Origin of the sequence: Leucobacter sp. gxy201 (genome assembly GCF_051043335.1) — a bacterium.
Classification (GTDB): Bacteria; Actinomycetota; Actinomycetes; order Actinomycetales; family Microbacteriaceae; genus Leucobacter.
The window spans coordinates 411,422-430,621 of record NZ_JAMXWS010000002.1 but is presented as its reverse complement, the minus strand read 5'-3'; the positions used below and the strand labels follow the sequence as shown (position 1 = coordinate 430,621).

Genomic DNA, 19,200 nt, shown 5'->3' with positions numbered 1-19,200 from the left:
TCAGGGGCGGTTGGCGCGCAGCTGCTCCTCGATGCGCGCGGCAGCCCGTTTCAGCGACTCGACGGCTCCCGCGACCGGCGCATCCCGCGGCAGGATGACCGATAGCGCCGCGATCACGACGCCCGCATCGCGCACCGGCACCGCGACGCCCGTCGACACCGACTCGATCGAGCCGGGTGCGACGACGAGCCCCGTGCGCCTGATCTCGGCCAGGGATCGCCGCAGACGGTCGGGGTCGGTGATCGTCGCCGGCCCGACCGACGCGAGCGGAGCCGACAGCAGGCGATCCCTCACCCGCGCCGGGGCGAAGGCCAGCAGCACGAGGCCCGAAGACGAGGCGTGCAGGGGCAGGCGCCCGGCGATGCGCGTGATGTTGGCGCCGGCGTCGGGGTGCGAGAGGCGCTCGATGAACAGCGCCTCCTCCTGCTCGAGCACCGCGAGCTGCGTGTGCTCGCGGATCTCGGCCTGCACCGCCTCCATGTAGGGCAGCGCGGCTTGACGCAGCCGCAGCGCCGTCGAGCCGCGCAGGGCGAGCTCCCACAGGCGCATGCCGAGCCTGATGCGCCGATCCTCGTCGCGCTCGAGCATGCCGGCCTCGATGAGCTCGTCGATGAGGCGGTGCGCGGTCGACGAGGGGAGCCCGGCCCGACGCCCGATCTCGCTCGCCGATTGCAGCGTGCGGTCGGCCTCGAAGGTCTCGAGCACCCGCACCACGCGCGTGATCATCGAGTCGCCGCTCGCCGAATTCGCCATGCTGAAAGCATGCCACGTGCGGAGCTCGACCCGGGCCCCGCGATCCGCTAGCGTTTCGATTGGGCGGAAACGCGGCTTGCCGATGGGCACGAAGGAGTGTGAGATCGATCCATGTTGCCGAAACTCGAACCGACCGAGAACCAGTACGGCGCACCCGTTGCGCAGTTCATTCCCGCAGAGGTCACGGGCATCTTCGCGATGGAGCCCGAGCACCGCGCCGTCTGGGAGCTCGCGGAGCCGTACCTGAAGGTGCGCGACAACGACGCGCATACCGTCTACGCCTACGGGCTCGCCCGCACGATCTGCGCATCGGAGCCCGACGCCGACCCCGGCATCGTGCTGCCCGCCATCCTGCTGCACGACACGGGCTGGTCGCAGGTGCCCGAGGAGCTCGTGCTGCGGGCGATCAGCCCGGCGGGCGGCGACCCCGAACTCGTACTGCTGCACGAGCGGGAGGGGGTGCGCCTCGCTACCGGCATCCTCGAATCCCTCGGCTTCGCTCCGAATCGCATCGCCGAGATCGTCGATATCATCTCGACGCACGACAGCATGAAGGCGGCGAAGTCGCTCAACGATGCGATCGTGAAAGACGCCGACAAGCTCTGGCGCCTGAGCCCGCACGGCATCGACACAGTCATGGACTGGTTCGGCCTCGACCGCGCGGCAGCAGCGCGCCTCTGCTCGTGGCGCGTGCAGGATTTCGTGCATACCGACGCCGCACGGACCCTCGCGCGCGGCCTCGCCGCCATCGCCTCGATCGACGCCGCGCCCGAGCGGGTCGCGCTGGGCTGATGGAGGCGGGTAGTTGAGGCGGAGCGGATGAGGACCGGCGACCCGGGGCGCAGTGTGGCCTCCCGCATCTTCGCCGTGTTCGAGGCCTTCGAAGACCACGGCCCCCTGCTCTCGCTCACGCAGATCGCGGAGTACTCGGGCCTGCCGATATCGACGACGCACCGCATCGTCGCCGAGCTGCAGGAGTGGGGTGCGCTCGCGCGCGACGCGCACGGGCGCTATCAGGTCGGTCTGCGCCTGTGGGAGCTCGCGCAGAACGCGAGCCGACGGCTGCGCGAGGCGTCGCGGCCGTTCATCCAGGATCTCTTCTCGCTCACCGGCGAGACCGCGCACCTCGCCATCCGCGAGGGCAACGAGGTGCTCTACGTCGACCGCATCTACGGTTCCAAGCGCGTGCCGAAGGCGTCGCGCATCGGCGGCCGCCTGCCGCTACACGCGACCGCGGTCGGCAAAGTGCTGCTCGCCGGCGAAGAGCAGTGGTTCAAGGACGCCTATCTCGCGGGCGAACTGGTGAGCCTGACGCCGTATACGCACGTCGACCCCGTCGCGCTCGCCGCAGAGCTCGACGAGATCGCCGAGCAGGGCTTCGCGGTGGCGGGAGAAGAAGCGCGCACCGGAGCCTGCTCGATCGCCGTGCCGATGCTCGTGGGCCGCGGCTCGGTACCGAATATCGTGGATGCGGCGATCGGGCTCGTGTGCCCGCTCGACCAGTGGTCGAGCCTCACCAACCACCTGCCGGCGCTGCAGGGCATCGCTCGGCGCATCGAGCAGAACTTCCAGCCTCGACTCGGCTCCCTCGGTGCCACGAGCGACGACCCAAGTCGTTTCCGCTGAGTGGAAGCCTTGGTTCGCTCCCCGCGGGCCGCGACGCATACTTTCGACAGACGCATTTTCGAAGAAGAATTCGTGGAGGACAGGTCATGACCGCATCGGAGAGCGCCGCGCAGGGCGGCTGCCCCGTGGCTCACGGGCATCACGGCTTCGAGCCGTTCGCGCAGAAGGATCCCTTCCCCGCCTATGCGGAGCTGCGGCGCGAAGAGCCCGTCATGTTCGACGAGCGGGTGGGGTACTGGGTGGTCACCCGGTACGACGACGTGAAGGCCGTCTTCGACGACTGGGAGACCTTCAGCAGTGAGAACGCGCAGGCCCCCGTGCGCCAGCGCGGCGCGGAGACGAAGCGGATCATGGAGGAGGGCGGTTTCACGGCCTACTCGGGCCTCTCGGCCCGTCGACCGCCCGAGCACTCGCGCATCCGCAAGGTCGCGCAGAAGGCTTTCACCCCGCGCCGGTTCAAGGCGCTCGAGCCATCCATCCGCGAACACATCGTCACACGTCTCGAGGCCATGAAGGCGCGCCCCGAGGCGACGGGAGACTTCTTCGCCGACCTCGCCTACGACGTGCCGACCGTCACCATCCTCACGCTCATCGGCGCCGACACGAGCCAGGTCGACCTTTTCAAACAGTGGAGCGACTCGCGGGCCGCGATGACCTGGGGCGACCTCTCCGACGACGAGCAGATTCCGCACGCGCACAATCTCGTCGACTACTGGCAGGAGTGCCTGCGGCTCGTCGCGGACGCCCACGAGCACGAACGCGACACCCTCGTCGGCGACATGATCCGCGCGCAGCAGGCGGGCGACGAGATCAGCGACCACGAGATCGCCTCGGTCGTGTACAGTCTGCTCTTCGCCGGGCACGAGACGACCACGACCCTCATCGCGAATTCGCTGCGCGTGCTGCTCGCCCACCCCGAGCAGTGGCAGCGCATCATCGACGACCCGAGCCGCATCGCAGCGGCCGTCGACGAAGTGCTGCGCTACAGCGGCTCGATCGTCGCCTGGCGGCGCAAGGCCCTCCAGGACACAGAGGTCGGCGGCGTCGCGATCCCCGAGGGGGCCGAGCTGCTGCTCGTCATGGGCTCGGCCAACCGCGACGCCGAGCGCTTCGCCGACGGCGAGGCCTTCGACATCGGTCGCGAGAACGCCCGCGAGCACCTGAGCTTCGGCTTCGGCATCCACTACTGCCTCGGCAACATGCTCGCCAAGCTGCAGGCGAAGATCGCGATCGAAGAGACCGCCCGCCTGCTGCCCGGGCTGCGGCTCGCCGAGGGCGCGGACATCGGGTTCCGCGAGAACCTCTCGTTCCGGGTGCCCCTCGAGGTTCCCGTGACCTGGGCCGAGACCGAGGAGGCGGCGGCATGAACGCCATCGACACCCGCTACGTGCAGTTCTTCGACGCAGGGATCGCACCCGACCACGACCAGCTCGGCGGCAAGTGCGCCTCGCTCGTCACAATGACCGCGGCCGGCATGCCGGTGCCTCCGGGCTTCGCCGTCACGACCGCGGCCTACGACCTCTTCGTCACCGAATCCGGCCTCGCAGGCTTCATCGTCGGCGCGCTCGAGGGGCTCGACCCCGAGGATGTCGGGGTCATCGACCGCATCTCGCAGACGATCAGGGATCGCATCTGCGAGAGCCCCGTGCCCGAGGCGCTGTACGACGCCGTCTCGGCCGGCTGGGCCGAACTGCAGAGCCGCTTCCCGCAGCCGGTGCCGGTCGCGGTGCGCAGCTCGGCGACCGCGGAGGATCTGCCCGACGCGAGCTTCGCCGGTCAGCAGGACACCTATCTCTGGCTGACCGACGAGGCCGAGATGCGCGAGCACATCCGCAAATGCTGGGCCTCGCTCTACACGAGCCGCGCCATCACCTACCGGCTCAAGAACGACATCCCCGAAGAGGGCCTGTCGATGGCCGTCGCCGTGCAGAAGATGGTGTCGGCGCGCACCGCCGGCGTCGCGATGACGCTGAACCCGAGCACCGGAGACCGATCGAAGGTCGTCATCGACGCCTCCTGGGGCATCGGCGAGGCGGTCGTCTCGGGCTTCGTCACCCCCGACAACCTGATGCTCGACAAGGTGATGCTCAGCATCATCGAGGAGCACATCGGCGACAAGCACATCGAGATGGTGCCGGTCGCGGGCGAGAAGGGCCTCGTCGAACGGCCGGTCGAAGAAGCGCGCCGTACCGTGCGCTGCCTGAGCGACGCCGAGGTGCGCGCGGTGGCCGAGCTCGCCAAGCGCGCCGAGCAGCACTACGGCACTCCGCAGGATGTCGAGTGGGCGATCGACCACGACCTCCCCGACGGCGAGAACCTGCTGCTGCTCCAGGCGCGCCCCGAGACGGTGCACTCCTCGAAGCCGCAGGAGGCGAAGCCCGTCACCGCGACCATCGGCGTGAGCAGCCTCACCTCGATGCTCACGGGCTCGATCAAACTCCCCTGAACACATCACCTTACGAACAGGATCAGAACAATGACGTCAGAATCCCCGGCACACGCCCTCAAATCGTTCCCCAGCGCCGCCGACATCCCGGTGCCCGAGGGCGCCGAAGGGTGGGAGAAGCTCTACCCCTACTACCTGCCGTTCCGCGAGGGCGACGGCTCCGAGCACAAGTTCTGGTTCTGCGACAGCCAGCACTGGCCGACCGCGTACAAGCCGTTCGAGACGATCGGCGGCGAGTTCGCCGTGAAGTGCCTCGGCCAGTACAACACCCGCCACCTGCTCATCCCGCCGGCCAACGGCATCGAATTCAAGGTGCACCTCGGCTACCTCTACATGAGCCCCGTCGCAGTGGCGCCCGAGGACATGGCGGCCCGCGTTCCCGAATTCGAGCGCCGCGTCGGCCACTACTTCGGCAACTGGGAGCGCCTGCTCGACGACTGGCGCGTCAAGGTGCGCGGCACAATCGCCGATATGGAGGCGCTGAGCTTCGCACCGCTGCCCGACATGGTGCCGTTCGAGGACATCGAGAGCGGCAAGGCGAAGGACGGCTCGGAGGTGCTGCTCGAGGGCTACGACCGCCTCATCCAGCTCGCCTACCAGAACTGGCAGTACCACTTCGAGTTCCTGAACCTCGGCTATCTCGCCTACCTCGACTTCTTCAACTTCGCGAAGGAGGCCTTCCCGGGCATCCCCGACCAGGCCATCGCCAAGATGGTGCAGGGCGTCGACATGGAGCTCTTCCGCCCCGACGACGAGCTCAAGACGCTCGCGACGCTCGCCTCGGAGCTCGGGCTGCAGAGCGCGTTCGAGAACACCGACGACGTGGCCGGCACGCTCTCGGCCGTCGGCGCGCTGCCCGGCGGTGAGCGCTGGCTCGCCCGCTACGAGGAGGCGCAGGATCCCTGGTTCAACTTCACGGTCGGCAACGGCTTCTACGGGCACGACAAGTACTGGAACGAGTACCAGGAGATCCCGCTCGGCTACATCAGGGACTACATGCGCCGGGTCGATGCGGGCCAGACCATCCTGCGCCCGAAGGAGGAGCTGATCGCCGAACGCGACCGCATCATCGGCGAATACCGCGGCATGCTCGACGCCGACAACGCGGCCGTCTTCGACGCCAAGTGCGGCCTCGCCGCGACGGCCTACCCCTATGTCGAGAACCACAACTTCTACATCGAGCACTGGACGATGGGCGTCTTCTGGCGGAAGGTCCGCGAGCTCGGCCGCGTCTTCGTCGCAGCAGGGTTCTGGGACGACGAGAGCGACATCCTCTACCTCACCCGTAACGAGGTGCGCGACGCCCTCTTCGACTACGTCACCGGTTGGGCCGTCGGGTGCGACTCGGTCGGCCCGCAGTACTGGCCGGCCGAGATCGCCCGCCGTGCGAAGATCGTCGACGCGCTGCAGGGCCAGCGGCCCCAGCCAGCCCTCGGCACGCCGCCCGCAGAGATCACCGAGCCGTTCACCCAGATGCTCTGGGGCATCACGACCGAGCAGGTGCAGACCTGGCTCGAAGACGACGATGCCGACGACAGCGGTGCGATCAAGGGCATGGCCGCATCGCCGGGCCTCGTCGAGGGCCGCGCGCGCGTCGTCTACCACGCCGACGACCTCGGAGAGGTGCAGGACGGCGAGATCCTCGTCGCCACCATCACGGCACCGTCGTGGGGGCCGGTGTTCGGCAAGATCAAGGCCACCGTCACCGATATCGGCGGCATGATGAGCCACGCGGCCATCGTCTGCCGCGAGTACGGCCTCCCGGCGGTCACGGGAACCGGCAACGGCTCGACGAGCATCCGCACCGGCCAGCTCATCCGCGTCGACGGCAACGCCGGCCGCGTCGAAGTGCTCGAGGGGTGACCGGTATGACGCAGGCATCCGCAGCAGCCGGCCGCACCGTCCTCGTGACGGGCGCGGCCGGCGGCCTCGGGCGGTCGTTCGCCCTGGGATTCGCCGAGCGCGGCTACGCCGTCGCCGTCGCCGATGTCGATGAGTCGGGGGCCGCGGAGACCGCGGCGCTCATCGCCGACGCCGGCGGCCGCGCCTGGCACGGCCGCCTCGACGTGACCTCGGTGGGTTCGACCGAGGAGGTCGCCGCCGCGGTCGCCGAGTTCGGCGGCGGGCGCATCGATGTGCTCGTCAACAACGCCGCCCTCTACGCGGGCATCACCCGCGCCCCCATCGAGGAGCTCGACCCGGCCGAGTGGGATCGGGTCATGGCGGTGAATGCGAAGGGGCCGTGGCTCATGACCCGCGCCGCGAGCCCGCACCTCGGCGCCGGCTCGAGCGTTGTCAACATCGCCTCGGCGACCGTCATGTCGGGGTCGGCGCAGTGGGCGCACTACGTCTCGTCGAAGGGCGCGGTCATCGCGCTCACCCGGGTCATGGCGAAGGAGCTGGGCGTGCGCGAGATCACCGTCAATGCGATCGCCCCGGGGTTCACCCTCACCGAGGCGAGCTACGGGCACATGGCCGATGCCGACAGCTACGGCGTCGATCGCGGCGCCCTGCACCGGGCCAGCACGCCCGAGGACATCGTCGGCGCAGCGCTATTCCTCGCCGGCCCCGACGCGGCCTTCATCAGCGGCCAGACCCTCGTCGTCGACGGCGGCCGGCAGTTCATCTGACAACGAAGCAACGAAGCAAAGGAGCAGTCATGCCTCAGGTAACTTTCACCGATTCGAGCGGCGCCGAGACCGTTATCGCGGCGAACGTCGGCGACTCCGTCATGGAGACCGCGGTGCGCAACGGCATCACGGGCATCGTCGCCGAGTGCGGGGGATCCCTGTCGTGCGCCACCTGCCACGTCTTCGTGCGCGAGGATCAGCTCGCCTCGCTGGCCCCGATGGAGGAGATGGAGGACGAGATGCTCTGGGGCACTTCGGTCGACCGCCAGGACAACTCGCGCCTGAGCTGCCAGCTGCGCATTGATGAGGGCTCCGATCTGCACGTGACCCTGCCCGAGACCCAGGTCTGATCGTGACCGCCCCCGCCTCGTCTTCCGAGCACGGCCTGCTCATCATCGGTTCGTCGCAGGCCGGCGTGCAGCTCGCGGTGTCGCTGAGAGCGCTCGGCTACGAGCCGCCGATCCGACTGCTCGGCGATGAGGATCACCGACCGTATCAGCGACCGGCCCTCTCGAAGGAGTTCCTGCAGGACAAGATCTCGAAGGAGTCCCTCATCTTCCGCACGCAGGAGTACTGGGACGAGCACCGCATCGAGGTCGTCAAGGGCGAGTGGATCGTGCGGCTGGACCAGCGGCCCGACGGCTCGGGCACCGCGATCTCGGCGACGGGTGCGACCTTCGACTATGACCGCCTCGCGTTGGCGGTGGGCGCCCGCGCCCGCCACCTCGAGAAGCCGGGGGCGATGCTCGACGGCGTGCTCTACCTGCGCAACGCCGACGACGCCCTCGACCTCAAGGCGCGCGTCGCCCGGGCCCAGAGCATCGTCGTGGTCGGCGGCGGCTTCATCGGCATCGAAGCGGCCGCGAGCCTGCACTCGATGGGGAAGACCGTGACGCTCATCGACCGCGGCGACCGGCTCGTGCGGCGGGCAGTCGGCCCCGAGACGTCCGACTTCATCCTGCGCCATCACCGCGGGCAGGGCATCGACATCCGCCTCGGCACCGATATCGACGAGATCGTCGGGATGGACGGCCGGGTGCGCGCGGTGCGTGCGGGCGGCGAAGAGATCGCCGCCGATATCGTGCTGGTGGGCATCGGTGTGATCCCGAACACCGGGCTCGCCGAGCAGCTGGGCCTCGAGGTGTCGAACGGCATCGTCGTCGACCGGTACGCGACCGCATCCGATGGCAGCACGCTCGCCATCGGCGACTGCGCGAACCTGCCGAACCCCATCCCGGGGGCGCCCGAGGGGGAGCGCGTGCGGTTCGAGAGCGTGAACCACGCGATCGAGCAGGCGAAGGTCGCGGCCTACGCGCTCACCGGACGCCAGGCCGAGTACGAGAACATCCCGTGGTTCTGGTCGAACCAGGCCGACCTCAAGCTCCAGATCGCCGGCGTCTCGACGGGCTACGATCGCGTCGTCGACCGCAGCCCCGAGGGCCCGAACAAGTTCTCGCTGCTCTACTACCGCGGCGACCGGCTCATCGCGGCCGATTGCATCAACGCGCCCCTCGATTTCATGATGGTGCGCCAAACGCTCACCCAGGGCATCAACCTCTCCGCCGAAGCCGTTGCCGACCCGGCGACTCCGCTGAAGACGCTCATCGCGGCGTCGCAGAATTCCTAGGGAAGTGACCATCATGCAGACGCATCCTCTGCCCCAGCTGCCGATCCGGGCCGCGGGGCCGGTCGACACCTCGCCCATTTCGAGCACCCCCGCCGCGGGCGACGACCTCGACCCGATCTGGGCCGCCGTCGTACCCGAGACGCGGGCGCGCTCGAACGACATCCATCTGCCGATCTCGTTGGCCTACGCCGAGCGACTGCTCGCCGCCCACCCCGAGGCCGATGCGCTGCTCGTGCGGGTCGCCATCCTGCTGCACGACACCGGCTGGGGGCGCGTCGACGAAGACCGCATCCTCTCGGAGGGATTCACCGGCGACTGGCGCAAGGCCGACATCCGGTACCAGCACGAGCAGCAGGGCTGCGAGATCGCCCGCGAAGTGCTGCCGCCGCTCGGCTACGACGTCGGCTTCGTCGAGGCGGTCTGCGCCATCATCGACGGGCACGACACCCGGCCGGTGGCGCACTCGCTCGAGGATGCGCTCGTGCGCGACGCCGACCGGCTCTGGCGCTTCGATCATGCGGGCATCGCGCTCGCGTCGGGCTGGTTCGGCCTCGACCCCGCGACCTACACTGCGCGCCTGCGATCCGAGATCGTGCCCGAGCTCTTGAGCGAGGCCGCGATCGAGATGGCGCGCGCCGACCTCGATCGTTCGGACGCGCTGCTCAAGACGGCGGTGCTGCGATGAGCGGGGCGGGCGCGGCTGCGGGGGCGCCGAGCATCGAGCCCGGCGGCCCTCGCGAATCGACGTGGCACCCGACCGACCAGTTCATCGGGGGCGCCTGGGTGCCCTCGCACGGCACCGAGCGCATCGACGTCGTCGACCCCGCCACCGGCGAAGCGTGGGCGAGCGTGCCCGCCGGCGACGCCGCAGACGTCGACGCCGCAGTCCAAGCCGCCCGTGCCGCCTTCGTCGAAGGGCCGTGGGCGCGGATGCGCCCGAGCGAGCGCGCCGCGGTGCTGCTGCGCTTCGCCGACGAGGTCGAGGCGCGGGCCGACGAGCTTTCGGCGACGAACACCCGCGAGAACGGTTCGCCGGTCGCCGAATCCGGAGGAGCCGCCGCGAATGCCGCCGGCATCCTGAGCTACTACGCGTCGCTCGCGGGCCACCTCGAGCAGGAGGACGTGCGGGAGTTCCCGAACGGGTCGGGTCGAAGCGTCGTGCGCCGCGACCCGCTGGGGGTCTGCGCCCTGATCGCGCCGTGGAACTTCCCGATCAACCTCGTCGTCATCAAGCTCGCGCCGGCGCTCCTCGCCGGCAATTCGGTCGTCATCAAGCCGGCCTCACCCACCCCGCTGTCGATCCGGCACATCGTTCTGGCCGCTGCCGCTGCCGGCGTACCCGACGGAGTCGTCAACCTCATCACCGGCCCGGGCCGCATGGGCGACGTGCTCGTCAAGCACCCGCTCGTGAACAAGGTGGCCTTCACCGGGTCGACCGAAGTCGGCCGCCGCATCGCCGCGGCGTGCGGCGAGCTGCTGAGGCCGGTCACGCTCGAGCTCGGAGGCAAGTCGGCCGCGATCCTGCTCGATGACGTCGATCTCGACGCGTTCGCCGAGGTGTTCGTTCGTTCGAGCATGCGCAACACGGGGCAGACCTGCTACATCTCGACGCGCATCCTCGCTCCCGAGTCGCGGTACGAGGAGATCGTAGCGCGCATCACCGAGGTGGTCGAGAGCAGCCCGCAGGGAGATCCGTTCGACCCGTCGACGGTGTTCGGGCCGGTCGCGAACCGCCCGCAGTACGAGTCGGTGCTCGAGCACCTCGAATCGGCGAGGGCCGAGGGCGCGAGGTTCGCGACGGGCGGCGAGCCGCTGCCGGGGCCGGGCTTCTTCGTGGCCCCGACGGTGCTCGCCGACGTCACACCGGGGATGCGCGTCGCCCGCGAGGAGATCTTCGGCCCGGTCGTCACGGTGCAGCGGTACTCGACCGAGGATGAGGCGATCGAGCTCGCCAACAGCACTCCCTTCGGGCTCGGCGGCATCGTCTTCTCGGCCGACCCCGACCGGGCCTTCGCGGTCGCCGAGCAGGTCGACAGCGGGTCGGTCGGCGTGAACTTCTTCGCCTCGAACCACGCCGCGCCGTTCGGCGGTCGGCACGACTCGGGTCTCGGCGTGGAGTACGGCATCGAGGGCCTCGAGCAGTACGTCTCGTACAAGTCGATCCACCGCAAATAGGCGAGCGCGGTCCCGTGTCGGTGCGCTCCGCCGGGTGAGCGGGACGCTGCGGGCGCGGCTGCCGGACTCGGCTCCGGTGACGCTACCCGTCGAGCTCGTCGAGCATCTCGAGCCCGCGTTCGGCCCAGGCGATCTCGGTGTCGGCGCGCGAGATCTTGCCCTCGTAGGCGAAAGTCTTGAAGGCGGCCACGCGATCCCTGTCGGCCGGGTCAGTCACGGCGAAGCGGCGCTGGATCGCGGGGCTCGTGCGATCCCTGATCTCGTCGATCTGCCGCTGCGCGACGCGCTTCACTTCGCGGAACGCCTCCCGGTGCTCGATGAGTCGTCCGCGCGCCGACTCGGCATCGCCCCACTCGAAGTAGGCGGCGAGCAGGTGGGCCTGATCGCGTTCGGGCGCGTAGCTGAGCGGTGTGCGCTGCCAGGTCGCGAGCGCGGCCCGCCCCGCATCGGTGATCGAGTACTGGGTCTTCGTCGCCTGCTTCCTGCCCCACGGCACCTGCTCGGCCTCGAGCAGCCCTTCCGCCTGCATCTTGCGCAGCTCGGGGTAGATCTGCGAATCGGGCGCGTGCCAGAGGTGGCCGACCGATCCCCTGAACTGCTTCGCCGCGTCGTACCCGGTGAGCGGGCCGGCCGAGATGAGCGCGAGGAGCGCCGAGCGAAGACTCACTGCGGGGGTCCTTTCGTCATGACTCATATTCTCGCGCAAAACCAAATACCTATGTATATAGTTATTCGAGAACTTCGACCGGAAGCCGTCGACTGAGCAAGGGAGCTCGCAATGAATGCCGAATCGTCGTCCACCGTGGCCAAGCTGCTGTCGTACCCGTTGAACGGTTGGTACGTCGCGGCGTGGGATCACGAGGTCACCGCGAAGACGATCCTCTCGCGCACCATCGCGGGCCGGCCGCTCGCGATCTACCGCACGCAGGACGGCCGCCCGGTCGCCCTCGCAGACGCCTGCTGGCACCGCCTCGCCCCGCTCTCGCAGGGCAGGCTCATGGGCAACGACGAGATCCAGTGCCCCTACCACGGCCTGCGCTTCAACTCGGCCGGCCGCTGCACGGGCATGCCCGCGCAGGAGACCCTGAACCCGTCGGCGACCGTGCCGTCGTTTCCCGTCGTCGACCGCTACCGCTACGTCTGGGTGTGGCTCGGCGACCCGACCCTCGCCGACCCGTCGACCATCCCCGACATGCACCAGATGGACGACGCCGAGTGGACCGGCGATGGCCGCACGATCTACGCGCCCTGCAACTACCAGCTCGTGCTCGACAACCTCATGGATCTCACGCACGAGGAGTTCGTGCACAGCTCCTCGATCGGGCAGGAAGAACTCAGTGAGTCGGAGTTCAAGGTCACGCATACCGAGGACTCGGTGACCGTGACCCGGTGGATGCGCGATATCGATGCGCCGCCGTTCTGGCTGAAGAACATGCGCGACAAATTCCCCGACTTCGAGGGCAAGGTCGACCGCTGGCAAATCATCCACTACACCTACCCCTCGACGATCTGCATCGACGTGGGCGTCGCGAAGGCCGGCACCGGCGCCCCCGAGGGCGACCGCTCGCAGGGCGTGAACGGTTACGTGATGAACACGATCAGCCCCGAGCAGGATCGCAGCTGCCACTACTTCTGGTCGTTCCAGCGCAACTACCGCCTCGACAGCCAGCTCATCACGACGCAGCTGCGCGACGGCGTGCACGGCGTCTTCGGTGAGGACGAGCGCATGCTGAAGGCGCAGCAGGACGCGATCGACCTGAACCCCGACTACGAATTCACCAGCCTCAACATCGACGCCGGCGGCATGTGGGTGCGCCGTCTGCTCGAGCGGGCGATGGAGGCCGAGGGGCGCTCCACGACCGCGGCCCCCCGCGGCTTCCGCTCGGTCGGCAAGGCGCCCGCCGCCGTCGGGGCCGGGGAGTAGTCGTGGCCGACAAGCAGTCCGAATGGCAGTGGGCGACGGTCGTCGAGGCGAGCGAGATCGCGACCGGAGTGCTCAGGATCGAACTGAGCCCCGAGCAGCCGACCCCGGTGAAGCCCGGCGAGCACGTCGATGTGGCGGTCGAACTCGACGACCGCGGCGATGAGCGCTCGTACTCGATCGCGGGCGCCAGCGCGAGCGGTGACCGCATCGCGCTCAGTGTCTACGAGGCGCCGATGTCGCGCGGCGGCTCGCGCTTCATGCACGGACTCTCCGCGGGCGATCGGCTCAGGATCACCAAGCCGCTGCAGGACTTCCCGCTGCGTGTGGGGGCGCCGTCGTACACGCTCGTCGCGGGCGGAGTCGGCATCACCGCGATCCGCGGCATGGCCTCGCTGCTGAAGCGCCTCGGCGCCGACTACACCGTGCACTACGTCGGCAACTCGCCCGAGCGCATGGCCTACCTCGACAGCCTCGTCGAAGAGCACGGCGACCGCCTCGTGCCGCACATCACCGCCCAGCGCGGTCGCATGAGCGTCGCGGAGCTGATCGAATCGGTGCCGCGCGACGCCGAGCTCTACATGTGCGGGCCGATCCGCCTCATGGAGGAGATCAAGCGCACGTGGGAGCGCGGTGAGCGCGATATGACAGCGCTGCGCTTCGAGACCTTCGGCAACTCGGGCTGGTTCGAGCCCGAAGCGTTCGAGGTGAGCGTGCCGCAGTACGACGTGACGGTGCAGGTGCAGGCGGGCGAATCGATGCTCGAGGCGCTCGAGAACGCTGGCGTCGACATGATGTTCGACTGCCGGCGCGGCGAGTGCGGCCTCTGCGAGGTCGACATCCTGCAGGTCGAGGGCAAGGTGGATCACCGCGACGTCTTCTACTCGGAGCGGCAGAAGGCGCCGAACAAGAAGATGTGCTGCTGTGTCTCGCGCATGGCGGGCGGCTGCCCGGGGAAGCCCGCGCGGGTGGTCATCGAGACGAGCTGAGCCGGCGAGGCGGGCTCGGGGTCAGGCCCGGGGGTCGGCGAGCGTGCGCAGTGCGGAGAAGAGCGCATCGCGGTCGTCGGCGCTCGGCAGCTGCGCGAACCACCCCTGGTCGCTCTCGACGACGCTGTCGCGGGCTCGAGCGGCGAGCTCCCGCCCCGACTCGGTCGCGATGACGACCTTCGCGCGGCGGTCGTTCGGGTCGGGCTCGCGGCGCACCAGATCGCGGCGCTCGAGCTGATCGATGAGGGCGACGATCTGGCTCGGGTCGAGTCGCAGGAACTCCGACAGCTCGCGCTGCGACGGTCGTGCGTCGGCCGCCGCGATCGCGAGCAGCGAGTACGAGCGCGCCTGCAGCCCGTACTCGGCGAGCACGTCGTGCATGCGGGCCAGCGATAGGGCGTTGGCGCGGGCCAGCAGGAATGCCGGGTCCTTGCCGACCTGCGTGTCCCAGAGGCGGTCCGAGCTCATCGAGCCGTGCGAGGGGGCAGTGGCTGACGCGGCGGCCGCCTCCCTCGAAGGTGCGGTGGTGGTCATGCGCTTCATTGTATTCTCCAACCCCGAAATACTGGAAGTTCATAATGGTTGACTTTTTCAAGTATTTACTGTTTCATGAAACCATCTGATTCGAAGGAGCGTCAATGACCACGATGATTCCGTACGCGGAACTCCCTGATTACGTCGGCAAGGACCTCGGGTACACCGACTGGTTCGAGATCACGCAGGAGCGGGTGAACCAGTTCGCGGACGCCGCCGACGACCACCAGTGGATCCACACCGACCCCGAGCGCGCGGCCGACGGCCCGTTCGGCGGCGCGATCGCACACGGCTTCCTGACCCTGTCGCTGCTCATCCCGCTGCAGACCGAGCTCTTCGACGTCGACGGCGTCACCACCAAGGTGAACTACGGCCTCGACAAGGTGCGCTTCATCTCGCCGGTCAAGGTCGGCGCGAAGATCAGGGCGACCGCCGTGATCGCCGAGGCGAACGAGGTGCCGGGCGGCACGCAGCTCGTCATCGACGTCACGATCGAGATCGAGGGCGGATCGAAGCCCGCCGTCGTCGCGCGCAGCCTGCAACGCTTCTACGCCTGACCTCCCACCCGAATCAGCGCCACCGAACCCTCTCGAACCCCGAGAACCGCTCAGTTACAAAGGAGTCACTGAATATGAAGAAGAAGCGTCTTGCCGTCGTCGCCGCACTCGCGACGACGACGGCCCTGCTGCTGACCGCCTGCTCCGGCGGGTCCACCGGATCCGACGAAGCGGCGAAGAGCAGCGGCGACGGCCTCACCAAGGTCACCGTCGGAGTGCTGCCGATCGCCCCCTCCGCCGTCGTGCAGATGGGCATCGACGAGGGCATCTTCGAGAAGAACGGCCTCGAGGTCGAGCTGCAGAGCGGCCAGGGCGGCACCGCCCTGCTGCCCGCCGTCTCGAGCGGCTCGATGGAGTTCGCGGTCGGCAACGAGCTCGCCGTGCTGCTCGCGGCGAGCCAGGGCATCGACATGCGCATCGTCACCGGCTTTTCGAGCAACGTGCAGAACCCCGACGACCCCGAGGATCAGGCGCCTTCGGCCGTCGTCGTCAAGAGCGACTCGGGCATCGAGTCGTGGAAGGACCTCGAAGGCAAGACCGTCGCGGTCAACGTCTTCAAGGGCCTCGGCGACCTCAGCATCATGGCGCAGGTCGAGGCCGATGGCGGCGACCCCTCGAAGATCAACTTCACCGAGATCGGCTTCCCCGACCAGACCGCGCAGCTCGAGAGCGGCCACATCGACGCGGCCTGGATCCCCGAGCCCTTCCTCAGCGGCGCGAAGGCCACCGAGGGCATCGAGCAGCTCGGCGACCCGCTGCGCATCATCGACAACCTCAACACGATGGTCACCTTCACCTCGGGCAAGTTCGCCGATGAGCACCCCGACGTGGTGAAGGCCTTCGCCAAGTCGATCACCGAGTCCGCCGACCTCGCCATGAGCGATACCGACGCGTTCCGCGCCGCGATCGTCGACTTCACCGGCATGGACGCCGCGGTCGTCGACAAGGTGAACCTCGAGTACATGTCGGGCGACGTCAACCGCGAGATGCTCGAACAGCTCAACGACCTCGCCGTGAAGTACGGCGTCATCGAAGAGGCCCCCGACCTCGACAAGGTCATCTTCAAGTAATCCGCCCGAGGGCCCGGCAGTGCTGCGACGCGGTGCCGGGCCCTCGTCGCGACGGCCGGCACCACCGAAGGACACAGCTGTGCAGCATCAAGGCATCGGCACATGGATCGCCCGCAAAGCGACCCGTTACTCTGACGACATCGCTCTCGTGTACCGTGACCAGCGCATCACCTATGGCGCGTTCGCGGAGCGCATCGACCGCCTTGCGAACGCGCTCTTCGTGGGCGGCGTCGCGCGCGGCGACCGGGTCGCGTACCTCGGCAACAACCATCCGGCCTTCCTCGAGACGCTCTTCGCAGTCGCGACCCTCGGTGCGATCTTCGTTCCGCTCAACACCCGCCTGGCCGCCCCCGAGATCGAGTACGCGCTCGACGACTCGGGCTCGACCGTGCTCATCTTCCACGAGAACCTGCAGGGCGTCGCCCTCGCGGGCAGCGCCGCGACCGGCGTCACGCGCCGAATGATGGTCGAGGAGGCCGGCGGCGACCTCGCGACCGACGGCGTGGAGGACTACGACACCGTGCTGCGCGATGCCGGCACCGAACGGTACGACGTGCTCGTCGGCCTCGACGACCGCGCCATGATCCTCTACACTTCGGGCACCACCGGGCGCCCGAAGGGGGCCGTGCTCACCCATGGCAACTTCACCTGGAACAGCTTCAACGCGATCGTCGACAAGGAGATCACGAAGCACGATCGCGTGCTGCTGATCTCGCCGCTCTTCCACGTCGCGGCGCTCGGCATGGGCGCCCTGCCGTCGCTCCTGCAGGGCGGCATGCTCGTGCTGCACGAGAAGTTCGACCCGGGCCACGTGCTCGAGACCATCGAGGCCGAGCGCATCACGATGCTCTCGGGCGTGCCGACCACGTTCCAGCTGATCCAGGAGCACCCGGCCTGGGAGACCACCGACATCTCGAGCCTCACCGGGCTCACCTGCGGCGGATCGGCCGTGCCGCTGCGCGTCATCGAAGCGTACGAGCAGCGCGGCCTCGCCTTCGCGGCCAGTTACGGCATGACCGAGACGTCTCCCGGCGCGACGGCGATGCCACCGCAGATGACGCGCGCGAAGCCGGGGTCATCGGGCCTCACGCACTTCTTCAGCGACATCCGCGTCATCGATGAGACCGGCGCCGAGGTGCCCGCCGGGGTAGACGGCGAGATCTGCATGATGGGCCCGAACGTCATCGCCGAGTACTGGCAGAACTCCGAAGCGACCGAGGCCGCCTTCGTCGACGGCTGGTTCCGCTCGGGCGATATCGGCCACCTCGACGAAGACGGCTACATCTACATCTCCGACCGTCTCAAGGACATGATCATCTCGGGCGGTGAGAACATCTACCCGGCCGAGGTCGAGGCGATCGTCATGGAGCGCCCCGAGGTCGGTGCCGTCGCGATCATCGGGGTGCCCGATGACAAGTGGGGCGAGGTGCCGCTCGCGGTCGTCGAGCTGAAGGAGGGCGCGCGGCCCGACGCGCCGTCGATCATGGCGCATCTGGCCGGCCGGCTCGCGAAGTACAAGATTCCGAGGCGCGTCGAGTTCGTCGACGAGTTCCCCCGCACGGCGAGCGGCAAGATCCGCAAGGCCGACTTGCGGCGGCAGTACGGGTAGGGCGGCGTCGTGAGGCGGCGGTCGCCGCGGAGGGGATGCTGATGCGCGCACCCTCGCACGTCGGGAGTTCCGGGCATATCTCGCCGGGCCTCATGATCGCCCTCGGGTACGTGTCGATGGCGGCGTCGCTGTCGACCGACCTGTACCTCCCCTCATTCCCAGGGATCGCCGAGCACTTCGCCGTCGGCCCGTCGATCGTGCAGCTGACGCTGACCGCATTCATGCTCGGCGCGGCACTCGGCCAGCTCGTCATCGGCGCGCTGTCGGACGCGCTCGGCCGGAGACCGACGCTCATCGTCGGTCTCGCGGTCTTCGCCGCCTGCGCCTGCGCAGCGGCGATCAGCCCGTCGATCGAGCTGCTCATCGCCGCGCGTTTCGTGCAGGGCTTCGCGGGCTCCGCGGGCGCCGTGCTCGCACGGGCCGTCATCGCCGACCTGCTGCCGTCCGCCGAGACCGCGCGGGCGTACGGCACGCTGTTCGTGATGATCGCACTCGGCCCCGCCGTCGCGAACCCCTTCGGCGGCTGGCTCACCGAGCTCGGCGGTTGGCGCACCCCGCTCGCCGGCCTCGCCGTACTCACGGCGGGCATGTTCGCGGTCGCCGTGCTCGCCGTCCCCGAGAGCCTCCCGAACGGTCACCGGCAGAGGTTCCATGCCGGCCGGCTGCTCGGCAACCTGAAACGGCTCGCCTGCACGCCGTCGTTCGCGGGTTTCGCTGCCGCCTTCGGTCTGGCGTATGCGGGCATGATGGCCTACATCAGTGCGTCGTCGTTCATCGTGCAGGACGTCTTCGGGCTCTCGCCGCTCGGCTACTCGCTCACCTTCGCACTGAGCTCGGCGACGTTCATGTGCGGCGCGTGGGTCAGCCGTCGGCTCGTGCCCCGGTTCGGCGGCGTCGCGACCCTCCGGGTCGGGCAGATCGTGCAGCTGTCGGCTTCGGGTCTCGGCATCGTGCTCGTCCTCACGGGAGCCTTCCCGTTCGGCGCCTACCTCCTGGTCGTCACGGGCTTCACCTGCGGCACCGGTCTGATCATGCCGACGTCGTCGGCGCTCGCGGTCGCGCAGGCGGTCGGCGTCGTGGGGGCGGGGTCGGCGCTCGTCGGGTTCAGCCAGTTCATCTTCGCTGCGATCGGAACACCCCTCGGCGGGCTATTCGGCACGGGCACGGCGCTGCCGACGCTCATCGCGATGGCGGGTTTCGCGCTGCTCTCGTTCGTGCTCGCCGGCGTCTCCATCCGACGAGCGCGCTGAGATTCCGGCTGGC

19 protein-coding genes are annotated in these 19,200 nt (G+C 68.9%); 16 read left to right on the top strand and 3 right to left on the bottom strand.

The features are described from left to right. On the bottom strand, positions 1 to 753 hold the full coding sequence (locus NHL51_RS04830) for an IclR family transcriptional regulator (protein WP_434142104.1): 753 nt from the start codon (positions 751 to 753) through the stop codon (positions 1 to 3). Between the two features lie 111 nt (positions 754 to 864). Between NHL51_RS04830 and NHL51_RS04825 the strand changes: the two genes are divergently transcribed. The 10 genes from NHL51_RS04825 to NHL51_RS04780 all read left to right on the top strand — a co-directional run bounded on the left by NHL51_RS04825 (position 865) and on the right by NHL51_RS04780 (position 11,257). Beyond that, the gene (locus NHL51_RS04825; protein WP_434142101.1) at positions 865 to 1,545 is read left to right on the top strand and encodes an HD domain-containing protein; all 681 of its coding nucleotides are present in this window, start codon (positions 865 to 867) and stop codon (positions 1,543 to 1,545) included. A 27-nt stretch (positions 1,546 to 1,572) separates the two neighbouring features. Further along, a complete protein-coding gene (locus tag NHL51_RS04820; protein ID WP_434142100.1) occupies positions 1,573 to 2,379 on the top strand; it encodes an IclR family transcriptional regulator in 807 nt (268 codons plus the stop codon). Positions 2,380 to 2,465: 86 nt separating this feature from the next. Continuing rightward, positions 2,466 to 3,746, top strand: a complete 1,281-nt coding sequence (locus NHL51_RS04815) for a cytochrome P450 (protein WP_434142099.1) — start codon at positions 2,466 to 2,468, stop codon at positions 3,744 to 3,746. Next, positions 3,743 to 4,825, top strand: coding sequence for a PEP/pyruvate-binding domain-containing protein (locus NHL51_RS04810; protein WP_434142097.1), 1,083 nt, complete (start codon positions 3,743 to 3,745; stop codon positions 4,823 to 4,825). The genes NHL51_RS04815 and NHL51_RS04810 overlap by 4 nt, the downstream gene beginning before the upstream one ends. 30 nt (positions 4,826 to 4,855) lie before the next feature. Continuing rightward, positions 4,856 to 6,688, top strand: coding sequence for a PEP-utilizing enzyme (locus NHL51_RS04805; RefSeq protein ID WP_434142095.1), 1,833 nt, complete (start codon positions 4,856 to 4,858; stop codon positions 6,686 to 6,688). A gap of 5 nt (positions 6,689 to 6,693) precedes the next feature. Continuing rightward, positions 6,694 to 7,455 (top strand): SDR family NAD(P)-dependent oxidoreductase, encoded by a 762-nt coding sequence (locus NHL51_RS04800; protein WP_434142094.1) that lies wholly within the window; start codon positions 6,694 to 6,696, stop codon positions 7,453 to 7,455. A gap of 29 nt (positions 7,456 to 7,484) precedes the next feature. After that, positions 7,485 to 7,805 carry a 2Fe-2S iron-sulfur cluster-binding protein gene (locus tag NHL51_RS04795; protein ID WP_434142092.1) on the top strand — a complete coding sequence of 107 codons (321 nt, stop codon included), beginning with the start codon at positions 7,485 to 7,487 and terminating at the stop codon, positions 7,803 to 7,805. A gap of 2 nt (positions 7,806 to 7,807) precedes the next feature. Next, positions 7,808 to 9,082 (top strand): NAD(P)/FAD-dependent oxidoreductase, encoded by a 1,275-nt coding sequence (locus tag NHL51_RS04790; protein WP_434142091.1) that lies wholly within the window; start codon positions 7,808 to 7,810, stop codon positions 9,080 to 9,082. Positions 9,083 to 9,095: 13 nt separating this feature from the next. Next, positions 9,096 to 9,767, top strand: a complete 672-nt coding sequence (locus NHL51_RS04785) for an HD domain-containing protein (RefSeq protein WP_434142089.1) — start codon at positions 9,096 to 9,098, stop codon at positions 9,765 to 9,767. After that, on the top strand, positions 9,764 to 11,257 hold the full coding sequence (locus NHL51_RS04780; protein WP_434142087.1) for an aldehyde dehydrogenase family protein: 1,494 nt from the start codon (positions 9,764 to 9,766) through the stop codon (positions 11,255 to 11,257). Before NHL51_RS04785 ends, NHL51_RS04780 begins: the two co-directional genes overlap by 4 nt. A gap of 82 nt (positions 11,258 to 11,339) precedes the next feature. Here the strand turns inward: NHL51_RS04780 and NHL51_RS04775 are convergent, their stop codons facing one another. Further along, entirely contained in the window at positions 11,340 to 11,924 is a 585-nt protein-coding gene (locus NHL51_RS04775; RefSeq protein WP_434142085.1) for a PadR family transcriptional regulator, read from the bottom strand. 111 nt (positions 11,925 to 12,035) lie between these two features. Between NHL51_RS04775 and NHL51_RS04770 the strand changes: the two genes are divergently transcribed. Together NHL51_RS04770 and NHL51_RS04765 are read left to right on the top strand one after the other, a co-directional pair. Beyond that, entirely contained in the window at positions 12,036 to 13,181 is a 1,146-nt protein-coding gene (locus NHL51_RS04770; protein WP_434142084.1) for a Rieske 2Fe-2S domain-containing protein, read from the top strand. Between the two features lie 2 nt (positions 13,182 to 13,183). Beyond that, the gene (locus tag NHL51_RS04765; protein WP_434142083.1) at positions 13,184 to 14,167 is read left to right on the top strand and encodes a PDR/VanB family oxidoreductase; all 984 of its coding nucleotides are present in this window, start codon (positions 13,184 to 13,186) and stop codon (positions 14,165 to 14,167) included. A 21-nt stretch (positions 14,168 to 14,188) separates the two neighbouring features. Here NHL51_RS04765 and NHL51_RS04760 read toward each other — a convergent pair whose 3' ends face one another. Beyond that, positions 14,189 to 14,701: a MarR family winged helix-turn-helix transcriptional regulator gene (locus NHL51_RS04760; RefSeq protein WP_434142082.1), complete on the bottom strand. Its 513-nt coding sequence runs from the start codon at positions 14,699 to 14,701 to the stop codon at positions 14,189 to 14,191. Positions 14,702 to 14,805: 104 nt separating this feature from the next. Between NHL51_RS04760 and NHL51_RS04755 the strand changes: the two genes are divergently transcribed. The 4 genes from NHL51_RS04755 to NHL51_RS04740 all read left to right on the top strand — a co-directional run bounded on the left by NHL51_RS04755 (position 14,806) and on the right by NHL51_RS04740 (position 19,187). Further along, positions 14,806 to 15,258 carry a MaoC family dehydratase gene (locus NHL51_RS04755; RefSeq protein ID WP_434142081.1) on the top strand — a complete coding sequence of 151 codons (453 nt, stop codon included), beginning with the start codon at positions 14,806 to 14,808 and terminating at the stop codon, positions 15,256 to 15,258. A gap of 74 nt (positions 15,259 to 15,332) precedes the next feature. Continuing rightward, a complete protein-coding gene (locus tag NHL51_RS04750; RefSeq protein WP_434142079.1) occupies positions 15,333 to 16,328 on the top strand; it encodes an ABC transporter substrate-binding protein in 996 nt (331 codons plus the stop codon). 79 nt (positions 16,329 to 16,407) lie between these two features. Next, on the top strand, positions 16,408 to 17,937 hold the full coding sequence (locus tag NHL51_RS04745) for an acyl-CoA synthetase (protein WP_434142076.1): 1,530 nt from the start codon (positions 16,408 to 16,410) through the stop codon (positions 17,935 to 17,937). A 41-nt stretch (positions 17,938 to 17,978) separates the two neighbouring features. Further along, positions 17,979 to 19,187: a multidrug effflux MFS transporter gene (locus tag NHL51_RS04740; protein ID WP_434142074.1), complete on the top strand. Its 1,209-nt coding sequence runs from the start codon at positions 17,979 to 17,981 to the stop codon at positions 19,185 to 19,187. The last annotated feature ends 13 nt before the right edge of the window (positions 19,188 to 19,200 follow it).

Coding starts and splice junctions, on each gene's coding strand:
- NHL51_RS04810 (WP_434142097.1), top strand. CDS start 3,743: ATGAACGCCATCGACACCCGCTACGTGCAGTTCTTCGACGCAGGGATC.
- NHL51_RS04770 (WP_434142084.1), top strand. CDS start 12,036: ATGAATGCCGAATCGTCGTCCACCGTGGCCAAGCTGCTGTCGTACCCG.
- NHL51_RS04780 (WP_434142087.1), top strand. CDS start 9,764: ATGAGCGGGGCGGGCGCGGCTGCGGGGGCGCCGAGCATCGAGCCCGGC.
- NHL51_RS04755 (WP_434142081.1), top strand. CDS start 14,806: ATGACCACGATGATTCCGTACGCGGAACTCCCTGATTACGTCGGCAAG.
- NHL51_RS04740 (WP_434142074.1), top strand. CDS start 17,979: ATGCGCGCACCCTCGCACGTCGGGAGTTCCGGGCATATCTCGCCGGGC.
- NHL51_RS04815 (WP_434142099.1), top strand. CDS start 2,466: ATGACCGCATCGGAGAGCGCCGCGCAGGGCGGCTGCCCCGTGGCTCAC.
- NHL51_RS04805 (WP_434142095.1), top strand. CDS start 4,856: ATGACGTCAGAATCCCCGGCACACGCCCTCAAATCGTTCCCCAGCGCC.
- NHL51_RS04820 (WP_434142100.1), top strand. CDS start 1,573: ATGAGGACCGGCGACCCGGGGCGCAGTGTGGCCTCCCGCATCTTCGCC.
- NHL51_RS04750 (WP_434142079.1), top strand. CDS start 15,333: ATGAAGAAGAAGCGTCTTGCCGTCGTCGCCGCACTCGCGACGACGACG.
- NHL51_RS04830 (WP_434142104.1), bottom strand. CDS start 753: ATGGCGAATTCGGCGAGCGGCGACTCGATGATCACGCGCGTGGTGCGG.
- NHL51_RS04825 (WP_434142101.1), top strand. CDS start 865: ATGTTGCCGAAACTCGAACCGACCGAGAACCAGTACGGCGCACCCGTT.
- NHL51_RS04795 (WP_434142092.1), top strand. CDS start 7,485: ATGCCTCAGGTAACTTTCACCGATTCGAGCGGCGCCGAGACCGTTATC.
- NHL51_RS04760 (WP_434142082.1), bottom strand. CDS start 14,701: ATGACCACCACCGCACCTTCGAGGGAGGCGGCCGCCGCGTCAGCCACT.
- NHL51_RS04800 (WP_434142094.1), top strand. CDS start 6,694: ATGACGCAGGCATCCGCAGCAGCCGGCCGCACCGTCCTCGTGACGGGC.
- NHL51_RS04785 (WP_434142089.1), top strand. CDS start 9,096: ATGCAGACGCATCCTCTGCCCCAGCTGCCGATCCGGGCCGCGGGGCCG.